The sequence below is a fragment of the Marivivens donghaensis genome, from assembly GCF_011806565.1.
Lineage (GTDB): Bacteria > Pseudomonadota > Alphaproteobacteria > Rhodobacterales > Rhodobacteraceae > Marivivens > Marivivens donghaensis_A.
Genome location: NZ_JAATOP010000007.1, coordinates 1 through 22,168, shown reverse-complemented (window position 1 = coordinate 22,168; position 22,168 = coordinate 1). Strand labels below are relative to the sequence as shown.

Below are 22,168 nucleotides of genomic sequence, written 5' to 3'. Positions count from 1 at the left end.
CCAAGAGGGGCAGCGCCCCTCAGCCGGTGATCTTCGCGACCTGAGCGATGAAATCCTCGCCCCGCTTCTCGAAGCTGTTGTACTGGTCGAAACTCGCGCAAGCAGGCGCGAGCAGCACCGTATCGCCCTCTTCGGCCTCGGCAGCCGCCAATGCGACCGCGTTCTCCATCGTGGTGCAAACCTCGGTCTCGACGTCCTTGAGCTTCATCGCGAAAGCAGCCGCCTCGCGGCCTATGACATAGGCTTTGGCAACCGAGCCAACATGCGGCAGCAGGCCATCCAGCCCGCCTTCTTTTTCGAGACCGCCGCAAATCCAGCGAATGCGTTTGAACGCTTGCAAAGCCTTCGCCGCGCTTTCCACGTTCGTCGCTTTGGAGTCGTTGACGAAGGTCACGCCGTCTTTTTCGCCGACAAGCTGCGAGCGGTGCGGCAAGCCACCGTAGCTCCGCATCCCTTCCTCGATCTGCTTCGGACCCAGTCCAAGGCAGCGGCAAACTGCATAGGCCGCGCAGGCGTTCTGGTGATTATGGGCGCCCGGAAGTCCCGCGATCTCGCGCAGGTCGATGCTGCCGATCTGGCGGCCCTTGCGCCACTCGGACAGGAAGCCTTTGCGGGCAAAAACGGTCCAACCGGCATCGTCGAGTTTGCGTGTGTTCGAGATTCGAAGAACGCGGTCGTCACCCTGCGCCTCGGACAGCTGGTTGGCGAGGAACCGGCCCTCGATCTCGTCGACACCGATGATATTACGGTCAGGCGCGCCTTCGGCAAAGAGGCGGCGCTTAGCGGCAAAGTAGCCACCGATGCCTGCGTGACGGTCGAGGTGGTCGGGCGACAGGTTCGTCAGCACTGCGATGTCGGGCGTCAGCGAACGGGCCAGCTCGGTCTGGTAAGACGACAGTTCGAGCACCACGATCTCGCCGTCGATGGCAGGGTCGATATCGAACACCCCGCGCCCGATATTACCGGCGAGCTGCGCGGGTTTGCCGGCTTGGGTCAGAATGTGGTGGATCAGCGCCGAAGTTGTCGATTTGCCGTTTGAACCCGTCACCGCGACAACGCGCGGCGGCTGGTCGAACTCGTCCCAATCTCGCGATGCGAAAGAACGGAAGAACAGGCCGATGTCGTTATCCACCGGCACATTCGCGTCCCACGCAGCCGCGATCACGGCATTCGGTGTCGGATAAAGGTGCGGAATACCGGGCGAGACGACGAGGCAGCTCACATCCAGAAACGCGCCCTGCCGCGAAAGATCGCGGATGATGATGCCGTCGGCCTCTGCCGCCTCACGCGCGGCGGGGTTATCGTCCCAAGCGACGGCATTCGCACAGCCTGCCATCAGCGCCTTTGCGGTCGCCCGCCCCGAACGGCCAAGGCCGAGGATCGCGACGGTCTGGTTTTCGTATCCACGAACAGGGATCATCCGGCACTCCGTAAAATCTGCGGGCGGATGGGGGCTTTGCCCCCGCCCCTGCGGGGCTCCCCCAAGGTATTTAGGTCAAAGTGAAAAGCGGCTCAGCGCACTTTGAGCGTCGCGAGGCCGATCATGGCGAGGATCAGCGAGATGATCCAGAAGCGGATCACGATCTGCGGCTCGGACCAGCCCTTCTTTTCGTAGTGGTGGTGGATCGGTGCCATGAGGAACACGCGCTTGCCGGTGCGTTTGAAGTAGAGCACCTGAATGATGACCGAGAGGGTCTCCATCACGAAAAGCCCTCCGACGATGGCTAGAACGATCTCGTGTTTGGTGGCAACGGCGATGGAGCCGAGCGCGCCGCCCAGAGCCAGCGAGCCGGTGTCGCCCATGAAGACCGCAGCAGGCGGGGCGTTGTACCACAGGAAGCCGAGGCCACCGCCGATCAGGGCGGCGCAGAAGACAGTGATTTCTGCTGTGTCGGGCACGTAGTGCACGTCGAGGTATTCGGTGAAGTCCGAACGGCCGACGATATAGGCGATGATGCCGAAGGTGCCGGCCGCGATCATCACGGGCATGATTGCGAGGCCATCGAGGCCGTCGGTAAAGTTCACAGCGTTCGCAGCGCCGACGATGACAAGCATTGCGAAAGGCACGAAGAGCCAGCTGAGGTTGATCAGCGTGTTCTTGAAAACGGGCAGCGCGAGCTGGTTGGTTAGGTCCGCGGGGTGGTAAGCCGCGGCCCAGTAGCCCGCGATAGCAGCGACTGCGAAGCCAATGATCAGGCGCACTTTGCCGGACACGCCGTCGGTCGATTGCTTGCTGACCTTGGAGTAGTCGTCGGCAAAGCCGATTGCTGCGTAGGACAGCGTGACGAAGAGAGTCAGCAGCACGAACGCATTGTCGAGGCGCGCCCAGAGCAGCGTCGAGAACGCGAGTGCGCCGACGATCAGCAGGCCGCCCATCGTGGGGGTGCCGACCTTGGCGAGGTGCGCTTCGGGGCCGTCGCTGCGGATCGGCTGGCCCTTGCCCTGTTTGCGGCGGAGGACGTCGATCAGCGGACGGCCGAACATGAAGCCGAACAGCAGCGCGGTCAGGAAAGCTCCGCCAGCGCGGAAGGTGATGTACCGGAACAGGTTGAAGAAATCGCCGCCGTCGGAAAGAGCGGTCAGAAGGTACAGCATGTCGGTTCAGCCTTCGTGGTCGGTGGTTGTTCTGCGTTGCCCCAATTTCCGCAGCGCGTCAACGACAAGGCTGATCTTGCTGCCTTTGGAGCCTTTAACGAGCACGACATCGCCGGTGTCGACGAGGCGCGAGACGTCCTGGAGCATATCTTTGGCAGTTTTCGCGTAGTGACCGCGCTGGTCTTCGGGCAAAGCCTCGAACAGGTGGCGCATCAGGGGACCGGCACAGTGGACGACATCGACGTCGGCCATCGACGGATCATCGGCCATGCGGGCGTGCATCGCGGCTTCATCATTGCCAAGCTCCAGCATATCGCCGAGGATTGCGACGCGGCGGCCACGGACCTTGCGGCCGCAACCGTCGCGCGGCTGGCGCGATGCGAGCACTTCTAGGCTGGCCGACAGCGAGGTCGGGTTGGCATTGAAGGCATCGTCGAGCAGGTCGAAGTATTCGCCCGAGCGCGCGGTATCGAGGTGGATCTGTTCGATCATGCCGCGACCTGCGGGCGGAGCCCACTCTGCAAGGTCCATAAGGCCGCGCACGCGGTCAGCTCCTAGCGCGGACATTGCAGCGACCACGCCCAGCGCGTTCACAGCGAAGTGGCGGCCTTCGGTGCCGACCTTGATCAGGATGGGGGTGCGCCACGCACGGGCACAGCCGACGGTGTGGCCCTCGCGGATGCGCACGTCCTGCATCCGGTGGTGATTGCCAGCGTTCTGGCCGAAGGTCACGACCTTCGCGCGCTGCTCTTTCGCGGCGTCGATCAGGATATGCGAGGTGTCGAGATCGCCGTTCAGGACCGCGACACCTTTAGGCTCCAGTCCTTTGACGATGCTGGCTTTTTCAACCGCGATGCCTTCGACGTTCTCGAACGCTTCAAGGTGAACGGCAGCCACGGTGGTCACCATCGCAACGTGCGGGCGTGCCATGCGGGCGAGTGGTTCGATCTCTCCAGGATTGCTCATGCCGATTTCGATCACGGCATAGCGGGTGTCAGCGGGCATACGGGCCAGCGTCAGCGGCACGCCCCAATGGTTGTTGTAGCTCGCCTCGGCGGCGTGGGTCTTGCCCTGCGGCGCGAGCGCGGTGCGGAGCATTTCCTTGGTCGAGGTTTTACCGACCGATCCGGTTACGGCTACAACGCGCGCCTTGGTGCGGGCACGGGCAGCGCGGCCGAGGTCTTCGAGGCCGCTCAGCACGTCACCCACAATCAGCAGCGGCGCATCTTCGGCAACGCCTTCGGGGCGGTGCGTGACCAGCGCGGCGGCGGCGCCCTTCTCCAGCGCTTGCGCGACGAATTCGTGACCGTCACGGGCTGCTTTCAGGGCAACGAACAGATCGCCTGGTTGGAGCGTGCGGGTGTCGATGGAGACGCCGGTGGCCTGCCAGTTGGCGGTGGATGTGCCGCCGGTTGCTTTGGCGGCATCATCCGCAGTCCAGAGAACGTCAGTCATCAAATCTTTCCGTCAAGCGCCAGAACGGCCTGCGACGCAACTTCGGCATCATCAAAATGGAGGACATCGGTGCCGACGATCTGGCCGGTTTCGTGCCCTTTGCCCGCGACAAGTAGTGCGTCTCCGGGCTGAAGCATGTCCGCACCGCGCAAAATCGCCTCGGCGCGGTCACCGATTTCGAAAACATCCGTGGATTTTTCGCCCAATGCCCCTTCCATGACCGCTTTGCGGATGGTGGCAGGGTCTTCGGTGCGCGGATTGTCGTCGGTCACGATGACGACGTCAGCCAGACGCGCGGCAGCGCCGCCCATGAGCGGGCGCTTGGTTTTGTCGCGATCACCGCCAGCGCCGACGATGGCGATGATGCGGCCCATGACGTGCGGGCGGATCGCTTCGAGCACGGTTTCGACCGCGTCGGGCGTGTGGGCGTAATCGACGAACACTGCCGCACCGTTTTCGCGGGTCGCGGCAAGCTGCATACGCCCGCGCACGGTGGTGAGGTGCGGGAGGGTCGCAAAGACTTCCTCCGCATCGGCCCCTGCGCCGATCACCAGACCGGCAGCCAGCAGGACGTTTTCGGCTTGGAACCCGCCGATCAGGTTGAGGCGCACCATGTGGACGCTGCCCTGCCAGTCGAAGCGGACCTCCTGCCCTGTCGAGTCGAACCGCTGGGCGAGCAGACGCAGGCGCGCACCTTCAGCGCGGCCGACGCCGATGACCTCCTGACCGCGCGCCTCGGCAATCGCGGCGACCTCGGGCCCTTTGGGATCGTCGAGGTTCACAACGGCGGTGCCTTCGGGCTGAAGAACGCGGGTGAAGAGGCCCATCTTGGCGTCGAAGTAAGCTTCGAAGGTTTCATGATAGTCGAGGTGGTCTTGGGTGAAGTTCGTAAAGCCAGCCGAGGACAGGATCACCCCATCAAGGCGGCGCTGGTCGAGGCCATGCGAAGACGCCTCCATCGCGGCGTGGGTGACACCGTTTTGGGCTGCATCGGCCAACACCCGTTGCAGCGTGATCGGATCGGGTGTGGTGTGGCGGAGCGGATGGGTCCATGCGCCCTCAACACCTGTGGTGCCGACGTTGACGGCTTCCAGACCCATGTGCGTCCAGATCTGGCGGCAGAAGCTCGCGACCGAAGTTTTGCCGTTTGTGCCGGTCACGCCGACCATGACGCCAGGCTGCGGTCCGAACCAAAGCGCGGCGGTCTGCGCCAGCGTGGCGCGAGGATCTTCGGCAATCACCAGCGCGATATCAGTGCCTTCGACCGCGGGAGCGGCGATCTTCGCACCTTCGGCATCGGTCAGAATGGCGCTGACGCCGTTGGCGATTGCCGCATCGGTGAAGGACGCGCCATGCACCGCGCTCCCCGGCAATGCGGCAAACAGCGTGCCCGGCATGACCTCGCGACTGTCGATGGTGATGGCCTTGATGACGGCTTCTTTGGCGCCCTGAGCAGTCAGACCGAGGTCTGCTAGCGAACATGTCTTCTCTGTGCCGCTCATATGCAGGGCTCCCTCGGTTAGTTAGAGGTCAGCGATACACCAGTCAGTAGCGGATTATCAATCTGCGGACGTAGACCGAGCAGCGGTCCGACGCGGCGGATTAGCTCTGCGGCGACAGGTACGGCGGTCCAACCTGCGGTACGGCGCGGTTCGTTGCTGGTGGTGTCGACGGGTTCGTCCAGCGTGACGACCAGAACGTACTTCGGATCGGAGGCAGGGAAGACCGACGCAAAGGTCGCGATAACCTTGTCATCATAGTATCCGCCGGTCGGTTTGACCTTGTCTGCGGTACCGGTTTTGCCAGCGACCTCGTAGCCAGCGACTTCGCCGAAGGACGCGGTACCGCGGGTCACGACCTGACGCAGCATCGACAGCGAAGCAGCCGCGGTCTCTTCGGACATAATCCGCTCACCGGGGATCGGGTTGCCGCCGCGCATCAGCGTCGGCTGCACGAGGTGGCCGCCGTTCGCGATGGTGGCGTAGGACGCGGCGAGGTGCAGCGGGGACGCTGCGACGCCGTGGCCGTAGGAGATCGTCATGGTCTCCAGCGGGCCCCACTGACGCGGAAGCTGCGGACGGCCCGCGCCTGCCTCGCCCAGTTCGACGGGCGAGACATCGAGGATGCCCAGCGACTTGAGGAAGTTGCGTTGGTTATCGGGGCCGATCAGCTCTGCAATGTGGGCGGTGCCGATGTTCGACGATTTCACGATGACATCGGTGACGGTGTTCTGTGCGCCATAGCTGTGGAAGTCGTTGATCGTAAAGCCGCCCATGCGGATGCCGGGCGAGGTCTGGATCATGGTGTCGGGCTCGATGAGGTTCATCTCCAGACCCTGCGCGACGGCCAGAATCTTGAACGTCGAACCAAGCTCATAGACACCTTGAACAGCGCGGTTGAACAGCGGGCTGTCGGACTGATCGCCCGTGGTCAGCACGGCGGGACGGTCGTTAGGGTCGAAGTCGGGCAGCGATGCCATCGCCATGATTTCGCCGGTGTGGGCGTCCATGAGGACAGCCGCCGCACCTTTGGCATTCATCAGCATCATACCGCCGTGAAGCACACGTTCCATCGCGGACTGGACGGTCAGATCAATCGAAAGCTCCAGCGGCGCGCCTTCGTTGGCGGGATCGCGGAGGAATTCGTCAAAAGTGCGCTCGACACCGGCAATGCCGATGACTTCGGCAGTGTTCACAGCCTCGCGGCCATAGCTCGCACCGCCAAGGATATGGCTGGCCAACGGGCCGTTCGGGTAAATCCGCATCTCGCGCGGGCCGAATAGAATTCCCGGATCGCCGATATCGTGGACCGCCTGCATCTGTTCAGGGCTGATCTGGCGGCGGATCCAAACGAATTTACGGTTGCCGGTGAAGTCGGCGACCAGTCGCTCGTGGTCGAGGTCGGGGAAGATGCGGAACAGCTCGTCAGCGGCATGGACCGGATCAACCATGTCCTGCGGCTGGGCGTAAACGGAATAGGTGTCGAAGTTGGTCGCGAGGATACGGCCCTGACGGTCAACGATGTCGGCGCGGGCGGACAGGATCGGCTCGCCGCCCGACAGGCTGACCTGCGATTCCTCGGGAAGGCTCGCCCCGATCACACCCATTTTGAAGACGATGGCCGCGAAGGCGCAAAAGAAGAAAGCGCCCAGAACCATGAGACGGCTCTCGGCGCGAGCGCGGGCACTGTCGCGCATGGCTTCGTGGCGGATGCGGCGGTTCTCGGCCTCGATCGCATCGGGGTTTTCACCGCTCTGGCGGGCCTGAATGATGCGGGCCAGCGGGCGGAGGGGAATACGGCGGCTCATTCGGTCACCTCTGCATCACCGTCGCTCGATACTTCGATCACGCGGCCAAGTTCGCTCGGAAGTACCATCGGGAAAGCCACCTGATCGACGCGGCCAAAACCGTCGGGCATCAGCGGCAGAAGACCAAGACGGTCGAAGTTCAGTTCGGCAAGGTCGCGCAGGCGGTCGGGACGGTTCTGGTACGCCCACTCCGCCTGAAGCATCCGCAGACGCGCGTTGGCCGATGCGATCTGGCGGTTCAGTTGGCGGACTTCCTTGAGCGAGTCCTGCGTGCGGTAATTTTCCTGATAGGCCCAGAAGGCCAGTCCGATTACGCCAAGTGCGGTCATCACATAAAGCAGACTGCGCATTAACGCTCACCTTTCCGAAGCGGCATCCCGAGTGATGCCTTGTCGATGTCCCCGCCCGGTGCATCGGTGCGGCGCGCCACGCGCAGCTTGGCCGAGCGCGAACGCGGGTTTTCGTCGAGTTCCTGATCGTCCGGACCGATGGCCTTTTTCTCGACCATCTCGAACGCAGGCTTGTCTTTTTCGATGACCGGCGCGTAGCGGTTGGCGTTGGCCGTGCGGCCCGAACGCGCTTGAAAGAAACGCTTGGTCATGCGGTCTTCGACCGAATGGAAGGTCACGACGGCCAGCAACCCGCCGGGGCGGAGCGCACGTTCGGCAGCCAGAAGGCCCTCGAACAGCTGACCGTATTCGTCGTTCACCGCGATGCGGAGCGCTTGGAACGTGCGGGTCGCGGGGTGGCTCTGACCGGGCTTGGGGCGCGGCAGGCAGCTTTCGACGAGCTTCGCCAGTTGCAGCGTTGTATGGATCGGGCGGGCCTGCACGATGGCCTTGGCGATGCGGCGGCTCGCGCGCTCTTCACCGTAGAGATAGATAATGTCGGCCAGTTCGGCCTCTTCCAGCTCGTTGCAGAGGTCGGCAGCCGAGGTGCCCGACTGGCTCATGCGCATATCGAGCGGGCCGTCCTTCATAAACGAAAAGCCGCGCTCTGCCAGATCGAGCTGCATGGACGACACGCCCAGATCGAGCACGACGCCGTCGAGGCCCGTGGCGTAGCTGTCCATTTCGGAGAACGTACCCTCGACCATTTCCAGACGGTCACCGTAGTCGCCAACCCATCCCGACGCCATTTCGAACGCCAGCGGATCACGGTCGACACCGATGACTTTGTCGGCGCCCGCTTCGAGCAGAGCACGGGTGTAGCCCCCTGCCCCGAAGGTGCCATCAAGCCATGTGCCAGAGACAGGAGAGACCGCCTTGATAAGCGGTCTCAATAAAACGGGAATGTGGGGTTTGTCTGGAGCGGACATTTATTCGCCTCCCAGCAGTTCGAGCGGATCGAAGTCCTCGTCCTGCTCGTCCAGCCATTCGTCAATGTCGGCTTCGACAGTCTCGCGGAAATGCTCCGCGTTCCACATTTCGAAGTTGCCGACGCCGCCGCGGAAGTAGATCTCGCCCTCTTCGATGCCGAGCTTGTCGCGAATGGTCTTGTTGAGAATGACGCGGCCATCCTTGTCGGCTTCGATCGTGAGCGATTTGGTCACGAAAAGCTGCGACAGGCGTTTCTGGTCGCGCGCTTTGGAACGCGGCATCGCGTAGATGTCTTCGACGATGCGCTGGTATTCGTCCATCGGGTAGACGGCGACATGTTCTTTGAGGTGTTGGCCGTAGACGATCTTCATACGGACCGTGCCGCGGACTTCGGCATCCGCATCGCCCAAGGCAAGCTCACGACGAAAATCTGCCGGAACGGACATACGGCCCTTCCGGTCGACTTTCTGGTAGTGCTCGCCTTCGAACGAGTGGATCACTTGCCTGCGGCCTCTTTTACTTACCTGCCTGCCCTTTCGGGCCCTGAAAGACGAACGGCGGATCGAGCTACTGCCAAGCCCGATCCGCCGTCATCGTCCCTCGCGGGATGTCCGACAACGCGCGCCACCTGGGGGGATGTCTGCTCGCTCGCGCGCCGGATCTTCTTGTTTGGAAGTGAGTGGCTGCCTGTATGAAACCTGCTCTGGTTTTATTGTTTTACCGCTGGGATCTGCGCCCTTTTGGGTCTTTGTCCCGCTTAGTCGTTACCAGCTCACTTCCGATGTCTTGTTTGTGCCAAATGTGATGGAACCGGGCAACCATTAATTGGAACTACATGGAACTCAGTGGGATAGTTCGGGTCGATCACGGGTCCAACGCAGACATCACGGAATAGTGGGTTACGCCCCATATTGGCGAATTGTACAAACTATACCCCATATTTAGCACACCACCCTGTGGATAACGCAGCGCATGGTAGGTTCCAGAAAGTTCATAGAATTTTTTGTGGTGCATCTTGGACACACCCCACCCCATCTCATGTTCTATTTATGTTCTTGTTTTTGGGGTGTTTATTCACGCCACAGTGATTCGTGTGTGAATCGAGTTCCAGACGGTTCGCGCAGATTCCCCGCATTTTTCGCGGCGAGTTCCAGACGGTTCCAGACCCCGAAATGACGAAGGCCGCCCGTGGTTCACGAGCGGCCCAGACAGTTCCAGATATATAGAGTGTGCGTCAGACGATCCCGCCGTCGACGAGGCGCTTGGCGATCGCACTATAATGGTCCGCCATTGGCCCCTCTTTCGCAGCGACGGGCGTACCGCTGTCCCCCGCCAGACGCGTGTCGAGGTCGATCGGCAGAGCGCCAAGCAGCGGAACGCCGAGCTTGTCCGCTTCGGCAGCGACGCCGCCATGTCCGAAGATATGACTCTCGTGACCACAGTTCGGACAGTGGAAGACCGACATATTCTCTATCAGGCCCAGAACCGGCGTCTTGAGCGTAGAGAACATATCGAGCGCCTTTCGCGCATCCAGCAGCGCCACGTCCTGCGGCGTGGACACTACTATAGCGCCCGTCAGATTGGTGCGCTGGCAAAGTGTCAGCTGGATATCACCCGTACCCGGCGGCAGGTCGATGAGCAGAACGTCAAGCTCGCCCCACTTCACCTGCCCCAGAAGCTGTTGCAGCGCGCCCATCAGCATAGGACCGCGCCAGATGACGGCCTTATCCTCTTCGACCATGAAGCCGATGGACATGACAGTGACCCCATGCGCAGTGAGCGGGTCGATATTCTCTCCGTCCTTGGATGTGGGCTTGCCGCTGACGCCCATCATGCGCGGCTGGCTGGGACCGTATATATCAGCGTCGAGCAGACCGACCTTCTTCCCTTGCTTCGCAAGTGCCACGGCGAGGTTCGACGAAACGGTCGATTTGCCGACGCCGCCCTTACCCGAACCGATCGCAATAATACGCTTGATTCCTGGCACGCCCTGCGGACCGCCCTGCTGCGGCGTCGGGTGGCGGCCGATCTTGAGGTTCGGAGCTTGTTGCTGCTGGGCCGGCGCGGCGGCGGCGGGGCCATGCGCAGTCAGAATGGCTGTGACGGGAACACCGCCCGATTCCGACTCGACGGCAGCGACGGCTGCAACGCGAACACCTTCGAGATTCTGCGCTTCTTGGGGCGTAGACGCCTCAATGATGAATCGAATCTGCTTATTCTCAACCACAAGGGCACGCACGAGATCGCGGGAAACCAGATTCCCACCGCCCGGCACGGATACCGACTGTAGAATTTCGGTGACGCGGGCCTTATCCAGAGCCATGAGGGCCTCCATCGGTTTGCCTGTTTCTTGCGCAACCAAACGCGTAAATGCCCGAGATTCAAGACAAACCCGTCCACCTACCCGCCCAATGCAACAGTTATGCGTAAAGCGACATGCTTTCCCATGCACTCGCTGCATGGCGGCATTGACCAAAGTCCCAATTGTGCAGTCGCAGCAAAAAACGCAAATTGAGTTCAACAACAGCGCAAGTCGCTAAGCGCCGGAAACGGCAAAACGAAAAAGACGACGCTGCCCGAGCAGCAAAGGATGAGAGACGAAAATGGCATACGCAAACGACGCACGCGCCACTGGCTTTAACTTCTTCGGTTCGGTTGCGAACCTGAGCGCCACCCTGGCTGACCGCTTTGCCAAGTTCAAGCTGTACCGCGCTACGATGGTTGAGCTGGAAAAGCTCTCGGATCGCGAACTGAACGACCTGGGCATCGGCCGCGCTATGATCAAGGGCGTCGCTATCGAAGCCGCCTACGGCGCTAACTAAATAGATAGACTACGGAACTTCTTCCTCCTCCCTGAAGTTCCGCTAACGATCCTCCCTTCCTCCTCCCTGCGGAGGATCGTAAAAAAAGCGGCAGCTCCTTCCTCCTCCCTGGAGCTGCCGCCTTTCGAAATAAAAGGTTCCGACCCTTCTCCTCCTCCCTAGGGTCGTGAAACTGGCGGTGACACTCGCTCCTCCTCCCTGAGTGTCACCGCACCCTAAATAGAATTGCGAACCGCTCTCTCCTCCTCCCTGAGCGTTTCGCATCTGAGGTCCGGCTCTCCTCCTCCCTGCCGGATCCTCCCAAAGCGGGTGCTCTTCCTCCTCCCTGAGCATTCGCCGAATAGAGCGGCGACACCCCTCCTCCTCCCGGGTGTCGCCGTTTTCTATTTTCAGCACGTATTTTTGAAATTGGGTCGCGGTTAGCCGCGGTCGTCCTTCGTCGTTTCCATCACCATGTAGCTGGTGATCGAACGCACATGCGGGACGATGCCGAGCGTATCGGTGTGGAAGGATTTGTAGGCTTCCAGATCGGCCACCTCGACTCGCAGGAGGTATTCGAACGCTCCCGCAATGTTGTGGCATTCGGTAACTTCAGGCGCGCGGGACATCGCGGTTTCGAAATCACGCTGGGATTTCTGGCTATGCACAGCAAGGCCAACGGCAACGTAGACAGAAAACCCGCGGCCGGTCTGTTTGGAATCAAGCCGCGCGCGGTAGCCCTTGATAACCCCGCGCTTTTCAAGCTCCTGCACGCGCCGCAAACAAGCAGACGGAGACAGCCCGACCTTCTCCGCAAGGGCGAGATTGCTGATCCGCCCATCCTTGGTGAGTTCACGCAATATCTTGCGGCTTATGCTGTCCAAATCCGTCATACATTGCGAATTTACATGGCGATTGCACAACTTCGCAATCCCATTGCGCAATGAGACGCGTATTTTCCGCGAATATGACCTATCAAATTCTCCTCTCCCTGATCGGCTTCGCATTTGTCAGCTCGATCACCCCCGGCCCGAACAACATGATGCTCATGGCGTCGGGCGCGAATTTCGGCCTCCGTCGCTCTGTGCCTCACATGCTTGGAGTGAGCCTCGGCCACAGCTTCCTGATCATCGTGCTCGGCCTCGGGCTCGTGAAAGTCTACGAAGCCTTCCCGACCCTGCAATTCATTATGAAGTGGGGCTCCATCGCGTACCTTCTGTACCTGTCGTACAAGATCGCGACCGCAGCTCCGGCGTCCCCCAAACAGCCGGAAACCAAAGGCAAGCCGCTGACCTTCCTTCAGGCCGCAGCGTTCCAGTGGGTGAACCCGAAGGGCTGGATGATGACGATCACGGCCATCACGAACTACACGGCAGACGAGACGCCGATGCAGGTTCTCGTCGTGGCGCTGGTATTCATGTGCACCAACCTCCCCTCGATCACGTTTTGGGCGGGCCTTGGTGTCCAAGCCCGCCGTTTCCTGTCGACGCCCGCGCGTCTTCGGATTTTCAACGTGACGATGGCGCTACTACTCGTAGCGACGATCATCCCGATTCTGACACATCACTGAACGGCACAAGCCGCACGGCCTGCGTTCAACACTGGACGCAGCGCCGATTCCGGCGCCTGCTGCGACGCCAGATCAGTGAGGAAGTTCAAGAGAGCCACGGCTTGCGTCGCCGTCACATCGGGATCATTTACACGGCGGCGCACCGATTCCGCGATGCCTTTGCGGATCGTTTGCACAAACTCACCGTACATCGCTACGATTTCAGGGTCTTTGCGCAGCTCGCCCGTCGCCGACCGCAGCAGATAGCACCCCGGCCAACCGGGAACCGCTGCCGCCTCCGCCACGTCCCAGAACGCACGGACCGCATCCTGCGAGGGATTGGCCAGCACGTCGGTCAGCGAGCTGAGAACCGTATCGCGATAAAGCTTCATCGTCTGACGGACGAGAAGCTCTTTCTCCGGCCACGTCGCATATAGCGCCTTACGGCTCATGCCCGTCGCTTCGACCAGTACATTATAGGAAGTGTCGTCCACACCGCGCGACCAGAACTGGTACATTGCCTGTTCAAGCGCGGCTTGCTGCCGCTCAGTCAATTCCATGACTTATTAACCTCGTTACAAATTACTCTTTCACAAGATCGAGAAGAACGAGCGTTCAACGAACCTAAAATGGAACGTCGTTCTCTTGACCAGCCGGTACGATAAACTTGGCGACGACCTTTTTCGATCCTGCCTTGTCGAATTCGATTCCGAGCTTGTCCCCCTCGATATCTACCACTTCACCATATCCGAACTTCTGGTGGAATACCCGATCGCCAATTGTAAATGAAGAAGTTGCTGTTGTATCAATAGTTAGCCCCCTCGCCTCGATGGGTTGGGACATGCCGCGCGGGCCCTGATTGCGGTTCTGCATCCGCTTCCAACCGGGCGAGTTGTAGACGTCGGCTTTTGAAGCTTTCTCGAATATCGTTGATTCTCTGGCCATCGAGAACGCAGGTGACGCGTTCATCGACATTCCGGCCGCGCCATATCCACCACCGTAGAGGCCCGGAGGGGTGAGGACTTCGACGTTTTCTTCAGGCAATTCGTCGATGAAACGGCTCGGCAGCTGGCTTTGCCACTGCCCATAAACGCGGCGATTGGCCGCAAAGGAGATCGTGCAAACCGCCTCGGCCCGCGTGATGCCGACGTAGGCGAGACGGCGTTCTTCTTCGAGGCCCTTCATTCCGCTTTCGTCCATGGAGCGTTGGGACGGAAACAGACCGTCCTCCCAGCCCGGCAGGAACACGGCGGGAAATTCGAGGCCCTTCGCCGCGTGGAGCGTCATGATGCTGACCTTCTCCTCCATATCCTCGGATTCGTTGTCCATGATCAGTGCAACGTGTTCGAGGAAACCTTGGAGATTGTCGAAGTTCTCCAGCGCCTTGATAAGTTCCTTGAGGTTCTCCAGACGCCCCGCCGCTTCGGGCGTTTTGTCGTTCTGCCACATCATAGTGTAGCCCGACTCGTCCAGAAGCATCTCAGCGGTTTCAATATGGGTGTCCGATTCCGCGACGACCTGTTGGTGCCAACGGTCGAGGCCGATGACCAGTTCGCCCAGCGCCTTGCCGCCTTTGCCCTTGATCGCGCCGGTCTGCACGCAGAGCCGCGCGCCTTCAACAAGCGAAACGCCATTCGACCGCGCCATGCGCTGGATCGTCTGGACGGCTTTGTCGCCAAGGCCGCGCTTCGGCGTGTTCACGATACGCTCGAACGCCAGATCGTCGTCCTGCGAAACAGCAAGGCGGAAGTAGGCCATCGCATCGCGGATTTCCAAACGCTCGTAGAAACGCGGACCACCAATGACGCGATACGGAAGACCGATGGTCAGAAAACGGTCTTCGAATGCGCGCATCTGGTGCGAGGCGCGGACCAGAATGGCCATGTGATCGAGAGATACCGGCTCCATCCCGCGGGTGCCGCGCTGCATGGATTCGATTTCCTCACCGACCCAGCGGGCTTCTTCCTCGCCGTCCCAATGACCGATCAGCCGGACCTTCTCGCCCTCTTCACGGTCGGTCCAGAGCGTCTTGCCCAAGCGCCCCTTGTTGCCCGCGATCACGCCAGAGGCGGCGGCCAGAATGTGATGGGTCGAGCGATAATTCTGTTCGAGGCGGATGACGGTCGCGCCGGGGAAATCCTTCTCGAAACGAAGGATGTTCCCGACCTCTGCCCCGCGCCAGCCATAGATCGACTGGTCGTCATCGCCGACGCAACAGATGTTCTTGTGCGAGGAGGCCAGCAGGCGCAGCCAGAGGTACTGCGCGACGTTGGTATCCTGATACTCGTCCACCAGCACGTAGCGGAAATACCGCTGATATTGCTGAAGAATGTCCTGATGCCGCTGGAAAATGGTGACCATGTGCAGCAGCAGGTCGCCGAAATCGACGGCGTTCAGATCGCGCAGGCGGGACTGGTATTCGGTGTAGAGGCGCACGGCCTGACGGTCGAACGCGCCCGCCTCTGCGGTCGGCACCTGCTCCGGCGTCCACGCGCGATTTTTCCAGCCGTCGATGATGCCGGCGAGCTGACGTGCGGGCCAACGCTTTTCATCCATACCCGAGGCGACGATCAGCTGCTTCATCAGGCGGATCTGGTCGTCGGTGTCGAGAATGGTGAAGTTCGATTTCAGGTCCACCAGTTCCGCGTGACGGCGCAGCAGCTTCACGCAGATGGAGTGGAACGTGCCGAGCCACGGCATCCCCTCGACCGTTTCGCCGAGCAAACGACCGACTCGGTCTTTCATCTCGCGGGCAGCTTTGTTGGTGAAGGTGACCGACAGGATCTCGTTCGGGCGGGCTTTGCCCGTCACGAGCAGATGCGCGATGCGCGTCGTCAGCGCCTTGGTTTTACCCGTCCCCGCACCGGCCAGCATGAGGACCGGCCCGTCGAGTGCCTCGACCGCCTCGCGCTGCGCGGGGTTCAGGCCATCCATGTAGTTGGCTTGCTGGGTCGGGCGCGCGCCCATCATGGCACGCTGCGACAGGGACATTTCGGCCGCCTCGAAGGCGTCATCATCGGAGAAGCTGCTCATACACTATAAATAGCGGAGCCGTTCGCGATTTGAAAGCGTCTGTTCGGCTTATGTTCTAGTTTTCGGCACTCTCGGTGTAAATTCTGCGTAAGCCGCCGACGAAGCGCTCATAGAGCGCGGTGAAGCTCTGGATTTCCTCGTCGGACCAGCCTTGGAAAATCTCTAACTGCTTGCGCCATTTGACTTCTTTGTATTGGCGGAAGGCCGTGCGAGCCTCGTCCGTCAGCACCAGAATGGACTTGCGGCCATCGTCCTGTGCCGCCTGACGCTGCACCAACCCACGGGAAATGAGGTCGGACGCAATGCGACTCGCCCGCGATGGGTCGATGTTCATTTCCTCGGCCAGCGCGCCAATGGTCACCTGCTCGGGCGCGTCGCGGCCAATACCCCACTTTATGCGATTGATCGCAGCCATCGCGGAAAACTGGATCGGATCAATGTCGAGCCCGATCTCGTCGAGAATACGGGTCGGGACATCGCCCTTGGTGGCGATCCGGTGCCAAGTGAAGTTCGCCGCATCGAACTGAAGCATGGCTTCGACCACTTCGGGACTGAAGCCGAGCTCCGCCATGAGAGCGCGCACACTGGACTGATAATCTTCGGGGAGACGGGCACATTGGTTCATATGTGTGATTTGCTACATCATTCTGCGCATGTCAACTATGTGACAGGAACATTTATGTGCGCTTGACACACAGTTGCGGCACGCCTAGAACTTGTCCTCGAATGGCCCGCCCCTCCCTCGGGCCGAAAGGATTCTTATGACTGCTACAAACGTAAATGTACCGGACGAGAATGAGGCTCCCGCGTCGCGGAACCTCATCATCATGTCGATCGGTGTGCTGCTGCTCCTCGCGGCGCTCGATCAGACAATCGTCTCTACCGCTCTTCCAACGATCGTCGCCGACCTCGGCGGCGTCGAACACCTTTCTTGGGTCGTGACCTCTTATATTCTGGCCTCGACCGTCGTTGCCCCGCTCTACGGTAAAATCGGTGACCTTTATGGCCGCCGGAACACTGTTTTCGTCTCCGTTGGTCTGTTCCTGCTCGGCTCCGCGCTCTGCGGCATCGCCAACAGCATGACCTTCCTCATTCTGGCCCGCGCTCTCCAAGGTCTTGGCGGCGGCGGCCTCTTCGTTCTTGCGCTGTCGGTTATCGGCGACGTGATCCCGCCGCGTGAACGCGGACGTGTTCAGGGCCTCTTTGCCGCCGTTTTCTCGGTCGCTTCGGTTGTCGGTCCGCTGCTTGGTGGCTGGTTCGTTGAAGCGTTCACCTGGCACTGGATTTTCTACATCAACATCCCGTTCGGCATCCTCGCCGTTGCCGGCTTCGCCATTGCGTTCAAACCGACCGGTCGCCGCGTAAAGCACAAGATCGACTGGTGGGGCGCTCTGACCCTGTCGCTGACCCTCGCCTCGCTGACCCTTGCCACCTCGCTCGGCTCGCAGCTTGGCTGGACGTCGCCGTCGCTGATCGGCCTCATCGTGCTCGCAATCGTTTCGCTGATTGCGTTCATCATGATCGAGCGCCGCGCACCCGAGCCCCTTCTCCCGCTCGGCCTGTTCAAGATGAACGTCTTCTGGGTCACCAGCGCAATGGGCTTCATCGTCGGCGCGGCAATGTTCGGCGGCGTCACCTTCCTGCCGATCTACCTTCAGGTCGCAAAGGGCGTGTCCCCAACCGTTTCGGGCTGGCTGCTGGTACCGATGACCTTCGGTATTCTGGTCGCCTCGACCACCGCAGGTCGCTACATGGGCCGCTCGGGCCGTTACCGCATCCTGCCGATGCTGGGCACCTCGTTCATCGTTATCGGCATGCTGCTGCTGTCGACCATCAACCCCGACACGCCGAACACCCTGTTCGCCATCTACCTCGCCATCTTCGGCGCGGGCATGGGTAGCATCTTCCCGGTCGTCACCACTGCCGTTCAGAACGCCGTCAGCCGTGAAGTCATGGGCACCGCAACTGCGGCAGGTTTGATGTTCCGTCAGGTCGGCGGTTCGCTGGCCGTCGCTCTGTTCGGCACCATTTTCGCGGCCCGCATGAGCGCCGTGATGGGCGCCGATATGGAAATCGCAGGCGAGATCGGACCGCAAATGCTGAAAAATCTTCCTGCAGATTTGCAAGCACAAGTCGGTCAGGCGGTCGCACAGGCGATCCATCCGATCTTCTGGATTGCTGCGGGCCTCGGTGCGGTCGGCTTCGTGATGGCGCTCATTCTGGAAGAGATCCCGTTGAAAAACAGGCAGGTTCCGGTTGCTGAGTAAGCTCACAGCCTTAGGTTAAAACAGAGAAACGCCTCGACTTTGCGTCGGGGCGTTTGCATATTTGCAATTCATTAGATCGCAAAGATTGTGTGTTACCGCTAACACCCTTTGAATTATATGGTTTACGCCGTCACTTAAAGTACATAAATCTTTGCTGCGACTGCAAAGGGGAGCCGCTGGACTATGGCCGATTTCAAGAAAATTCTTGTTGCCAACCGTGGGGAGATCGCAATTCGCATCATGCGGGCTGCGAACGAAATGGGCAAAAAGACCGTCGCGGTCTATGCCGAGGAGGACAAGCTCGGTCTGCACCGTTTCAAGGCAGACGAAGCGTACCGCATCGGTGAGGGACTTGGTCCCGTAGCTGCCTATCTTTCCATTCCTGAGATTATTCGTGTTGCCAAACTTTCGGGCGCCGACGCGATCCACCCGGGCTACGGTCTCCTGTCGGAGAACCCCGAGTTCGTGGACGCCTGCACCGAAGCCGGCATCACCTTTATCGGCCCGCGCGCCGAAACCATGCGCGAGCTTGGCGACAAGGCCAGCGCCCGCAAGGTCGCCATCGAGGCTGGCGTTCCGGTCATTCCGGCAACCGAGGTTCTGGGCGACGACATGGACGCGATCCGCGCCGAGGCCGCTGAAATCGGTTACCCGCTGATGCTCAAGGCATCGTGGGGCGGCGGCGGTCGCGGTATGCGCCCCATCGAAACCGAAAACGAGCTGGAAACCAAGGTCCTCGAAGGTCGCCGCGAAGCCGAAGCCGCATTCGGCAACGGTGAAGGCTACCTCGAAAAAATGATCATTCGCGCCCGTCACGTCGAGGTCCAGATCCTCGGTGACAAGCACGGTAAGATCTACCACCTGTGGGAACGTGACTGCTCGGTCCAGCGCCGCAACCAGAAGGTCGTCGAGCGGGCCCCTGCCCCCTACCTGACCGATACGCAGCGCGAACACCTCTGCAACCTCGGCAAAAAGATCTGTCAGCACGTCAATTACGAGTGCGCAGGTACTGTCGAATTCCTGATGGATATGGACTCGGGCGAGTTCTACTTCATCGAGGTGAACCCCCGCGTTCAGGTCGAACACACCGTCACCGAAGAAGTCACCGGCATCGACATCGTTCGTGCGCAGATCCTGATCGCCGAAGGCAAGAGCCTCGTTGAAGCGACCGGATGTGCCAGCCAGTACGACGTTCAACTCGACGGTCACGCGCTCCAGTGCCGCGTCACCACCGAAGATCCGTCGAACAACTTCATTCCCGACTACGGCCGTATCCAGACCTACCGTTCGGCCACCGGTCCGGGCATCCGTCTTGACGGCGGCACCGCCTATTCGGGCGCTGTCATCACCCGTTACTACGACTCGCTGCTGACCAAGGTCACCGCACGTGCGCCCACGCCGGAAATGGCGATTGCACGTATGGACCGCGCCCTGCGCGAATTCCGTATCCGCGGCGTGTCCACGAACATCGACTTCGTGATCAACCTGCTGAAAAGCAAGACGTTCCTGTCGAACGAATACACCACGAAGTTCATCGATACGACGCCTGAGCTCTTCAACTTCAAGAAGCGCAAAGACCGTGCGACCAAGATCCTGACGTACATCGCGGACATCACCGTGAACGGTCACCCCGAAACCACGAACCGTCCGCGTCCGCCCGCTGACGTGAAGCCGCCGAAGGCCCCCGTGCTTGCCGGCACCTTCACTCCGCCGAATGGTACCCGTACGATCCTCGATACGCTCGGGCCGGCAGCCGTTGTGAAGTGGATGAAGCAGCAGAACCAGCTGCTCATCACCGACACCTCGATGCGTGACGGTCACCAGTCGCTGCTCGCGACCCGTATGCGCTCGATCGACATGATCCGCGTGGCGCCGACCTATTCGCAGAAGATGTCTCAGCTGTTCTCGGTCGAATGCTGGGGCGGCGCGACCTTCGACGTGGCCTACCGCTTCTTGCAGGAATGCCCGTGGCAGCGCCTGCGCGACATCCGCGAAGCCATGCCGAACATCATGACGCAGATGCTTCTGCGTGCGTCGAACGGCGTTGGCTACACCAACTACCCCGACAACGTGGTTCAGGCATTCGTCAAGCAAGCCGCCGAATCCGGCGTCGACGTGTTCCGTGTGTTCGACTCGCTCAACTGGGTCGAAAACATGCGCGTCGCGATGGATGCGGTCATCGACTCGGGCAAACTGTGCGAAGGCACCGTCTGCTACACTGGCGACCTGCTCGATCCGGCCCGCTCGAAGTACGACATCAAGTACTACGTCGGCATGGCCAAAGAGCTCGAAAAAGCAGGCGCGCATATCCTTGGCCTCAAGGACATGGCTGGCCTCCTGAAGCCTGCCGCAGCGACCCAGCTGATCACCGCGCTGAAGGAAGAAGTCGGCCTGCCGATCCACTTCCACACGCACGACACTTCGGGCGCATCGATCGCCACCATTCTGGCCGCTTCGGCAGCTGGCGTGGATGTCGTCGACGCGGCGATGGACGCCCTGTCGGGCAACACCTCGCAGCCGACCCTCGGTTCGATCGTCGAAGCCACCCGTGGCGGCGAGCGTGACACCGGCCTCGATATCGCGGCGATCCGCGAGATTTCGAACTATTGGGAACAGGTTCGCGAACACTACCGCGCCTTCGAGTCGGGCCTCCAGTCGCCTGCCTCCGAAGTTTACCTGCACGAAATGCCGGGCGGTCAGTTCACCAACCTCAAGGCACAGGCGCGCAGCCTCGGCCTCGAAGAACGCTGGCACGAGGTCGCTCAGGCCTATGCCGATGTGAACATGATGTTCGGCGATATCGTCAAAGTGACCCCCTCGTCCAAGGTTGTCGGCGACATGGCCCTCATGATGGTCAGCCAGAACCTGACCCGCGAGCAGGTCGAGGACGCGAAAACCGACGTTGTGTTCCCCGACTCGGTCATCGACATGATGAAAGGCAGCCTCGGTCAACCGCCGGGCGGCTGGCCGGAAGCATTGCAGAACAAGATCCTCAAGGGCGAAACCCCGATCACCGACCGTCCAGGCAAGCACCTCGCTCCGGTCGATCTGGAAGCCACCCGCGCGGACCTGTCCAAGCAGCTCGAAGGCAAAACCGTCGATGACGAGGACCTGAACGGCTACCTGATGTACCCCAAGGTCTTCCTCGACTACATGGGCCGTCACAAAACTTACGGACCGGTCCGCACCCTGCCGACGAAGACCTTCTTCTACGGCATGGAACCGGGCGAGGAGATCAGCGCGGAGATCGATCCGGGCAAGACCCTCGAAATCCGTATGCAGGCCGTGTCGGAAATGGACGACAAGGGCGAGGTCAAAGTGTTCTTCGAACTCAACGGCCAACCCCGCACGATCCGCGTCCCGAACCGCGCAGCCGCCGCCACGACCATCGCCCGTGCGAAGGCCGAACTGGGCAACCCGAACCACGTCGGCGCCCCGATGCCGGGCGTTGTGGCGTCTGTCGCAGCGCAGGCAGGTAAGGAAGTCAAAGAAGGCGACCTCCTCCTGACCATCGAAGCAATGAAGATGGAGACAGGCATCCACGCCGACAGGGACGCCACCATCAAAGCGGTGCACGTCCAACCGGGCGGGCAGATCGATGCCAAAGACCTCCTGATCGAGTTCGAATAAGTCAAAGGCGCCCTCGGGCGCCTTTTTCATTTCCGGCCATAGCCTCCACCGCGTAAGCGCCAAAAATTTTCGGCGCTTACGCTATTTTCCCCTTGCAGCCACCCCCGCGTTTTCATATCTCACGCCCACCGAAACGGTGCGGGCGTAGCTCAGGGGTAGAGCATAACCTTGCCAAGGTTAGGGTCGGGCGTTCGAATCGCCTCGCCCGCTCC

At 60.9% G+C, this 22,168-nt stretch carries 17 protein-coding genes and 1 tRNA gene; 5 read left to right on the top strand and 13 right to left on the bottom strand.

The window, feature by feature from the left end; all coding sequences use genetic code 11:
- Nucleotides 1–19: 19 nt before the first annotated feature.
- The 9 genes from murD to HCZ30_RS11150 form a co-directional block, all read right to left on the bottom strand.
- On the bottom strand, nucleotides 20–1,420 hold the full coding sequence (gene murD, locus HCZ30_RS11190) for a UDP-N-acetylmuramoyl-L-alanine--D-glutamate ligase (RefSeq protein WP_167638385.1): 1,401 nt from the start codon (nucleotides 1,418–1,420) through the stop codon (nucleotides 20–22).
- A gap of 92 nt (nucleotides 1,421–1,512) precedes the next feature.
- Entirely contained in the window at nucleotides 1,513–2,595 is a 1,083-nt protein-coding gene (gene mraY / locus HCZ30_RS11185; RefSeq protein WP_167638384.1) for a phospho-N-acetylmuramoyl-pentapeptide-transferase, read from the bottom strand.
- A gap of 6 nt (nucleotides 2,596–2,601) precedes the next feature.
- Entirely contained in the window at nucleotides 2,602–4,050 is a 1,449-nt protein-coding gene (locus HCZ30_RS11180; RefSeq protein ID WP_167638383.1) for a UDP-N-acetylmuramoyl-tripeptide--D-alanyl-D-alanine ligase, read from the bottom strand.
- A complete protein-coding gene (locus HCZ30_RS11175; protein ID WP_167638382.1) occupies nucleotides 4,050–5,552 on the bottom strand; it encodes a UDP-N-acetylmuramoyl-L-alanyl-D-glutamate--2,6-diaminopimelate ligase in 1,503 nt (500 codons plus the stop codon). Before HCZ30_RS11175 ends, HCZ30_RS11180 begins: the two co-directional genes overlap by 1 nt.
- A gap of 17 nt (nucleotides 5,553–5,569) precedes the next feature.
- Nucleotides 5,570–7,357: a peptidoglycan D,D-transpeptidase FtsI family protein gene (locus HCZ30_RS11170; protein WP_167638381.1), complete on the bottom strand. Its 1,788-nt coding sequence runs from the start codon at nucleotides 7,355–7,357 to the stop codon at nucleotides 5,570–5,572.
- Entirely contained in the window at nucleotides 7,354–7,707 is a 354-nt protein-coding gene (ftsL, locus tag HCZ30_RS11165; protein ID WP_167638380.1) for a cell division protein FtsL, read from the bottom strand. Before ftsL ends, HCZ30_RS11170 begins: the two co-directional genes overlap by 4 nt.
- Nucleotides 7,707–8,675, bottom strand: a complete 969-nt coding sequence (gene rsmH, locus HCZ30_RS11160) for a 16S rRNA (cytosine(1402)-N(4))-methyltransferase RsmH (RefSeq protein ID WP_167638379.1) — start codon at nucleotides 8,673–8,675, stop codon at nucleotides 7,707–7,709. Before rsmH ends, ftsL begins: the two co-directional genes overlap by 1 nt.
- Nucleotides 8,676–9,176 carry a division/cell wall cluster transcriptional repressor MraZ gene (locus HCZ30_RS11155; RefSeq protein ID WP_167638378.1) on the bottom strand — a complete coding sequence of 167 codons (501 nt, stop codon included), beginning with the start codon at nucleotides 9,174–9,176 and terminating at the stop codon, nucleotides 8,676–8,678.
- Nucleotides 9,177–9,910: 734 nt separating this feature from the next.
- A complete protein-coding gene (locus tag HCZ30_RS11150; protein WP_167638377.1) occupies nucleotides 9,911–10,999 on the bottom strand; it encodes an Mrp/NBP35 family ATP-binding protein in 1,089 nt (362 codons plus the stop codon).
- Between the two features lie 280 nt (nucleotides 11,000–11,279).
- Between HCZ30_RS11150 and HCZ30_RS11145 the strand changes: the two genes are divergently transcribed.
- Complete coding sequence (locus HCZ30_RS11145) at nucleotides 11,280–11,498, top strand: DUF1127 domain-containing protein (RefSeq protein ID WP_167638376.1); 219 nt, start codon at nucleotides 11,280–11,282, stop codon at nucleotides 11,496–11,498.
- Nucleotides 11,499–11,917: 419 nt separating this feature from the next.
- Here HCZ30_RS11145 and HCZ30_RS11140 read toward each other — a convergent pair whose 3' ends face one another.
- Nucleotides 11,918–12,370 carry an Lrp/AsnC family transcriptional regulator gene (locus tag HCZ30_RS11140; protein WP_167638375.1) on the bottom strand — a complete coding sequence of 151 codons (453 nt, stop codon included), beginning with the start codon at nucleotides 12,368–12,370 and terminating at the stop codon, nucleotides 11,918–11,920.
- Between the two features lie 74 nt (nucleotides 12,371–12,444).
- On the opposite strand from HCZ30_RS11140, the gene HCZ30_RS11135 reads away from it, so the two are divergent.
- The gene (locus HCZ30_RS11135; RefSeq protein ID WP_167638374.1) at nucleotides 12,445–13,047 is read left to right on the top strand and encodes a LysE family translocator; all 603 of its coding nucleotides are present in this window, start codon (nucleotides 12,445–12,447) and stop codon (nucleotides 13,045–13,047) included.
- Here HCZ30_RS11135 and HCZ30_RS11130 read toward each other — a convergent pair.
- From HCZ30_RS11130 to HCZ30_RS11120, 3 genes are all read right to left on the bottom strand, one after another.
- Nucleotides 13,041–13,586: a TetR/AcrR family transcriptional regulator gene (locus HCZ30_RS11130; RefSeq protein WP_167638373.1), complete on the bottom strand. Its 546-nt coding sequence runs from the start codon at nucleotides 13,584–13,586 to the stop codon at nucleotides 13,041–13,043. The two genes, HCZ30_RS11135 and HCZ30_RS11130, sit on opposite strands and share 7 nt — an antisense overlap.
- 64 nt (nucleotides 13,587–13,650) lie before the next feature.
- On the bottom strand, nucleotides 13,651–16,059 hold the full coding sequence (locus HCZ30_RS11125) for an ATP-dependent helicase (protein ID WP_167638372.1): 2,409 nt from the start codon (nucleotides 16,057–16,059) through the stop codon (nucleotides 13,651–13,653).
- 55 nt (nucleotides 16,060–16,114) lie between these two features.
- Entirely contained in the window at nucleotides 16,115–16,642 is a 528-nt protein-coding gene (locus HCZ30_RS11120) for a MarR family winged helix-turn-helix transcriptional regulator (protein ID WP_348640376.1), read from the bottom strand.
- A gap of 178 nt (nucleotides 16,643–16,820) precedes the next feature.
- Between HCZ30_RS11120 and HCZ30_RS11115 the strand changes: the two genes are divergently transcribed.
- From HCZ30_RS11115 to HCZ30_RS11105, 3 genes are all read left to right on the top strand, one after another.
- On the top strand, nucleotides 16,821–18,326 hold the full coding sequence (locus tag HCZ30_RS11115; protein WP_167638371.1) for an MDR family MFS transporter: 1,506 nt from the start codon (nucleotides 16,821–16,823) through the stop codon (nucleotides 18,324–18,326).
- Nucleotides 18,327–18,509: 183 nt separating this feature from the next.
- Nucleotides 18,510–21,956 (top strand): pyruvate carboxylase, encoded by a 3,447-nt coding sequence (locus tag HCZ30_RS11110; RefSeq protein WP_167638370.1) that lies wholly within the window; start codon nucleotides 18,510–18,512, stop codon nucleotides 21,954–21,956.
- A 138-nt stretch (nucleotides 21,957–22,094) separates the two neighbouring features.
- Nucleotides 22,095–22,166, top strand: a tRNA-Gly gene (locus HCZ30_RS11105).
- Nucleotides 22,167–22,168: the final 2 nt, after the last annotated feature.

Bases quoted from the DNA above. Each gene is read 5' to 3' on its own strand.
- ftsL (WP_167638380.1), bottom strand. From the start codon at position 7,707: ATGCGCAGTCTGCTTTATGTGATGACCGCACTTGGCGTAATCGGACTG.
- HCZ30_RS11125 (WP_167638372.1), bottom strand. From the start codon at position 16,059: ATGAGCAGCTTCTCCGATGATGACGCCTTCGAGGCGGCCGAAATGTCC.
- HCZ30_RS11115 (WP_167638371.1), top strand. From the start codon at position 16,821: ATGACTGCTACAAACGTAAATGTACCGGACGAGAATGAGGCTCCCGCG.
- HCZ30_RS11180 (WP_167638383.1), bottom strand. From the start codon at position 4,050: ATGACTGACGTTCTCTGGACTGCGGATGATGCCGCCAAAGCAACCGGC.
- HCZ30_RS11135 (WP_167638374.1), top strand. From the start codon at position 12,445: ATGACCTATCAAATTCTCCTCTCCCTGATCGGCTTCGCATTTGTCAGC.
- rsmH (WP_167638379.1), bottom strand. From the start codon at position 8,675: ATGTCCGCTCCAGACAAACCCCACATTCCCGTTTTATTGAGACCGCTT.
- HCZ30_RS11110 (WP_167638370.1), top strand. From the start codon at position 18,510: ATGGCCGATTTCAAGAAAATTCTTGTTGCCAACCGTGGGGAGATCGCA.
- HCZ30_RS11175 (WP_167638382.1), bottom strand. From the start codon at position 5,552: ATGAGCGGCACAGAGAAGACATGTTCGCTAGCAGACCTCGGTCTGACT.
- HCZ30_RS11170 (WP_167638381.1), bottom strand. From the start codon at position 7,357: ATGAGCCGCCGTATTCCCCTCCGCCCGCTGGCCCGCATCATTCAGGCC.
- mraY (WP_167638384.1), bottom strand. From the start codon at position 2,595: ATGCTGTACCTTCTGACCGCTCTTTCCGACGGCGGCGATTTCTTCAAC.
- HCZ30_RS11130 (WP_167638373.1), bottom strand. From the start codon at position 13,586: ATGGAATTGACTGAGCGGCAGCAAGCCGCGCTTGAACAGGCAATGTAC.
- murD (WP_167638385.1), bottom strand. From the start codon at position 1,420: ATGATCCCTGTTCGTGGATACGAAAACCAGACCGTCGCGATCCTCGGC.
- HCZ30_RS11140 (WP_167638375.1), bottom strand. From the start codon at position 12,370: ATGACGGATTTGGACAGCATAAGCCGCAAGATATTGCGTGAACTCACC.
- HCZ30_RS11150 (WP_167638377.1), bottom strand. From the start codon at position 10,999: ATGGCTCTGGATAAGGCCCGCGTCACCGAAATTCTACAGTCGGTATCC.
- HCZ30_RS11145 (WP_167638376.1), top strand. From the start codon at position 11,280: ATGGCATACGCAAACGACGCACGCGCCACTGGCTTTAACTTCTTCGGT.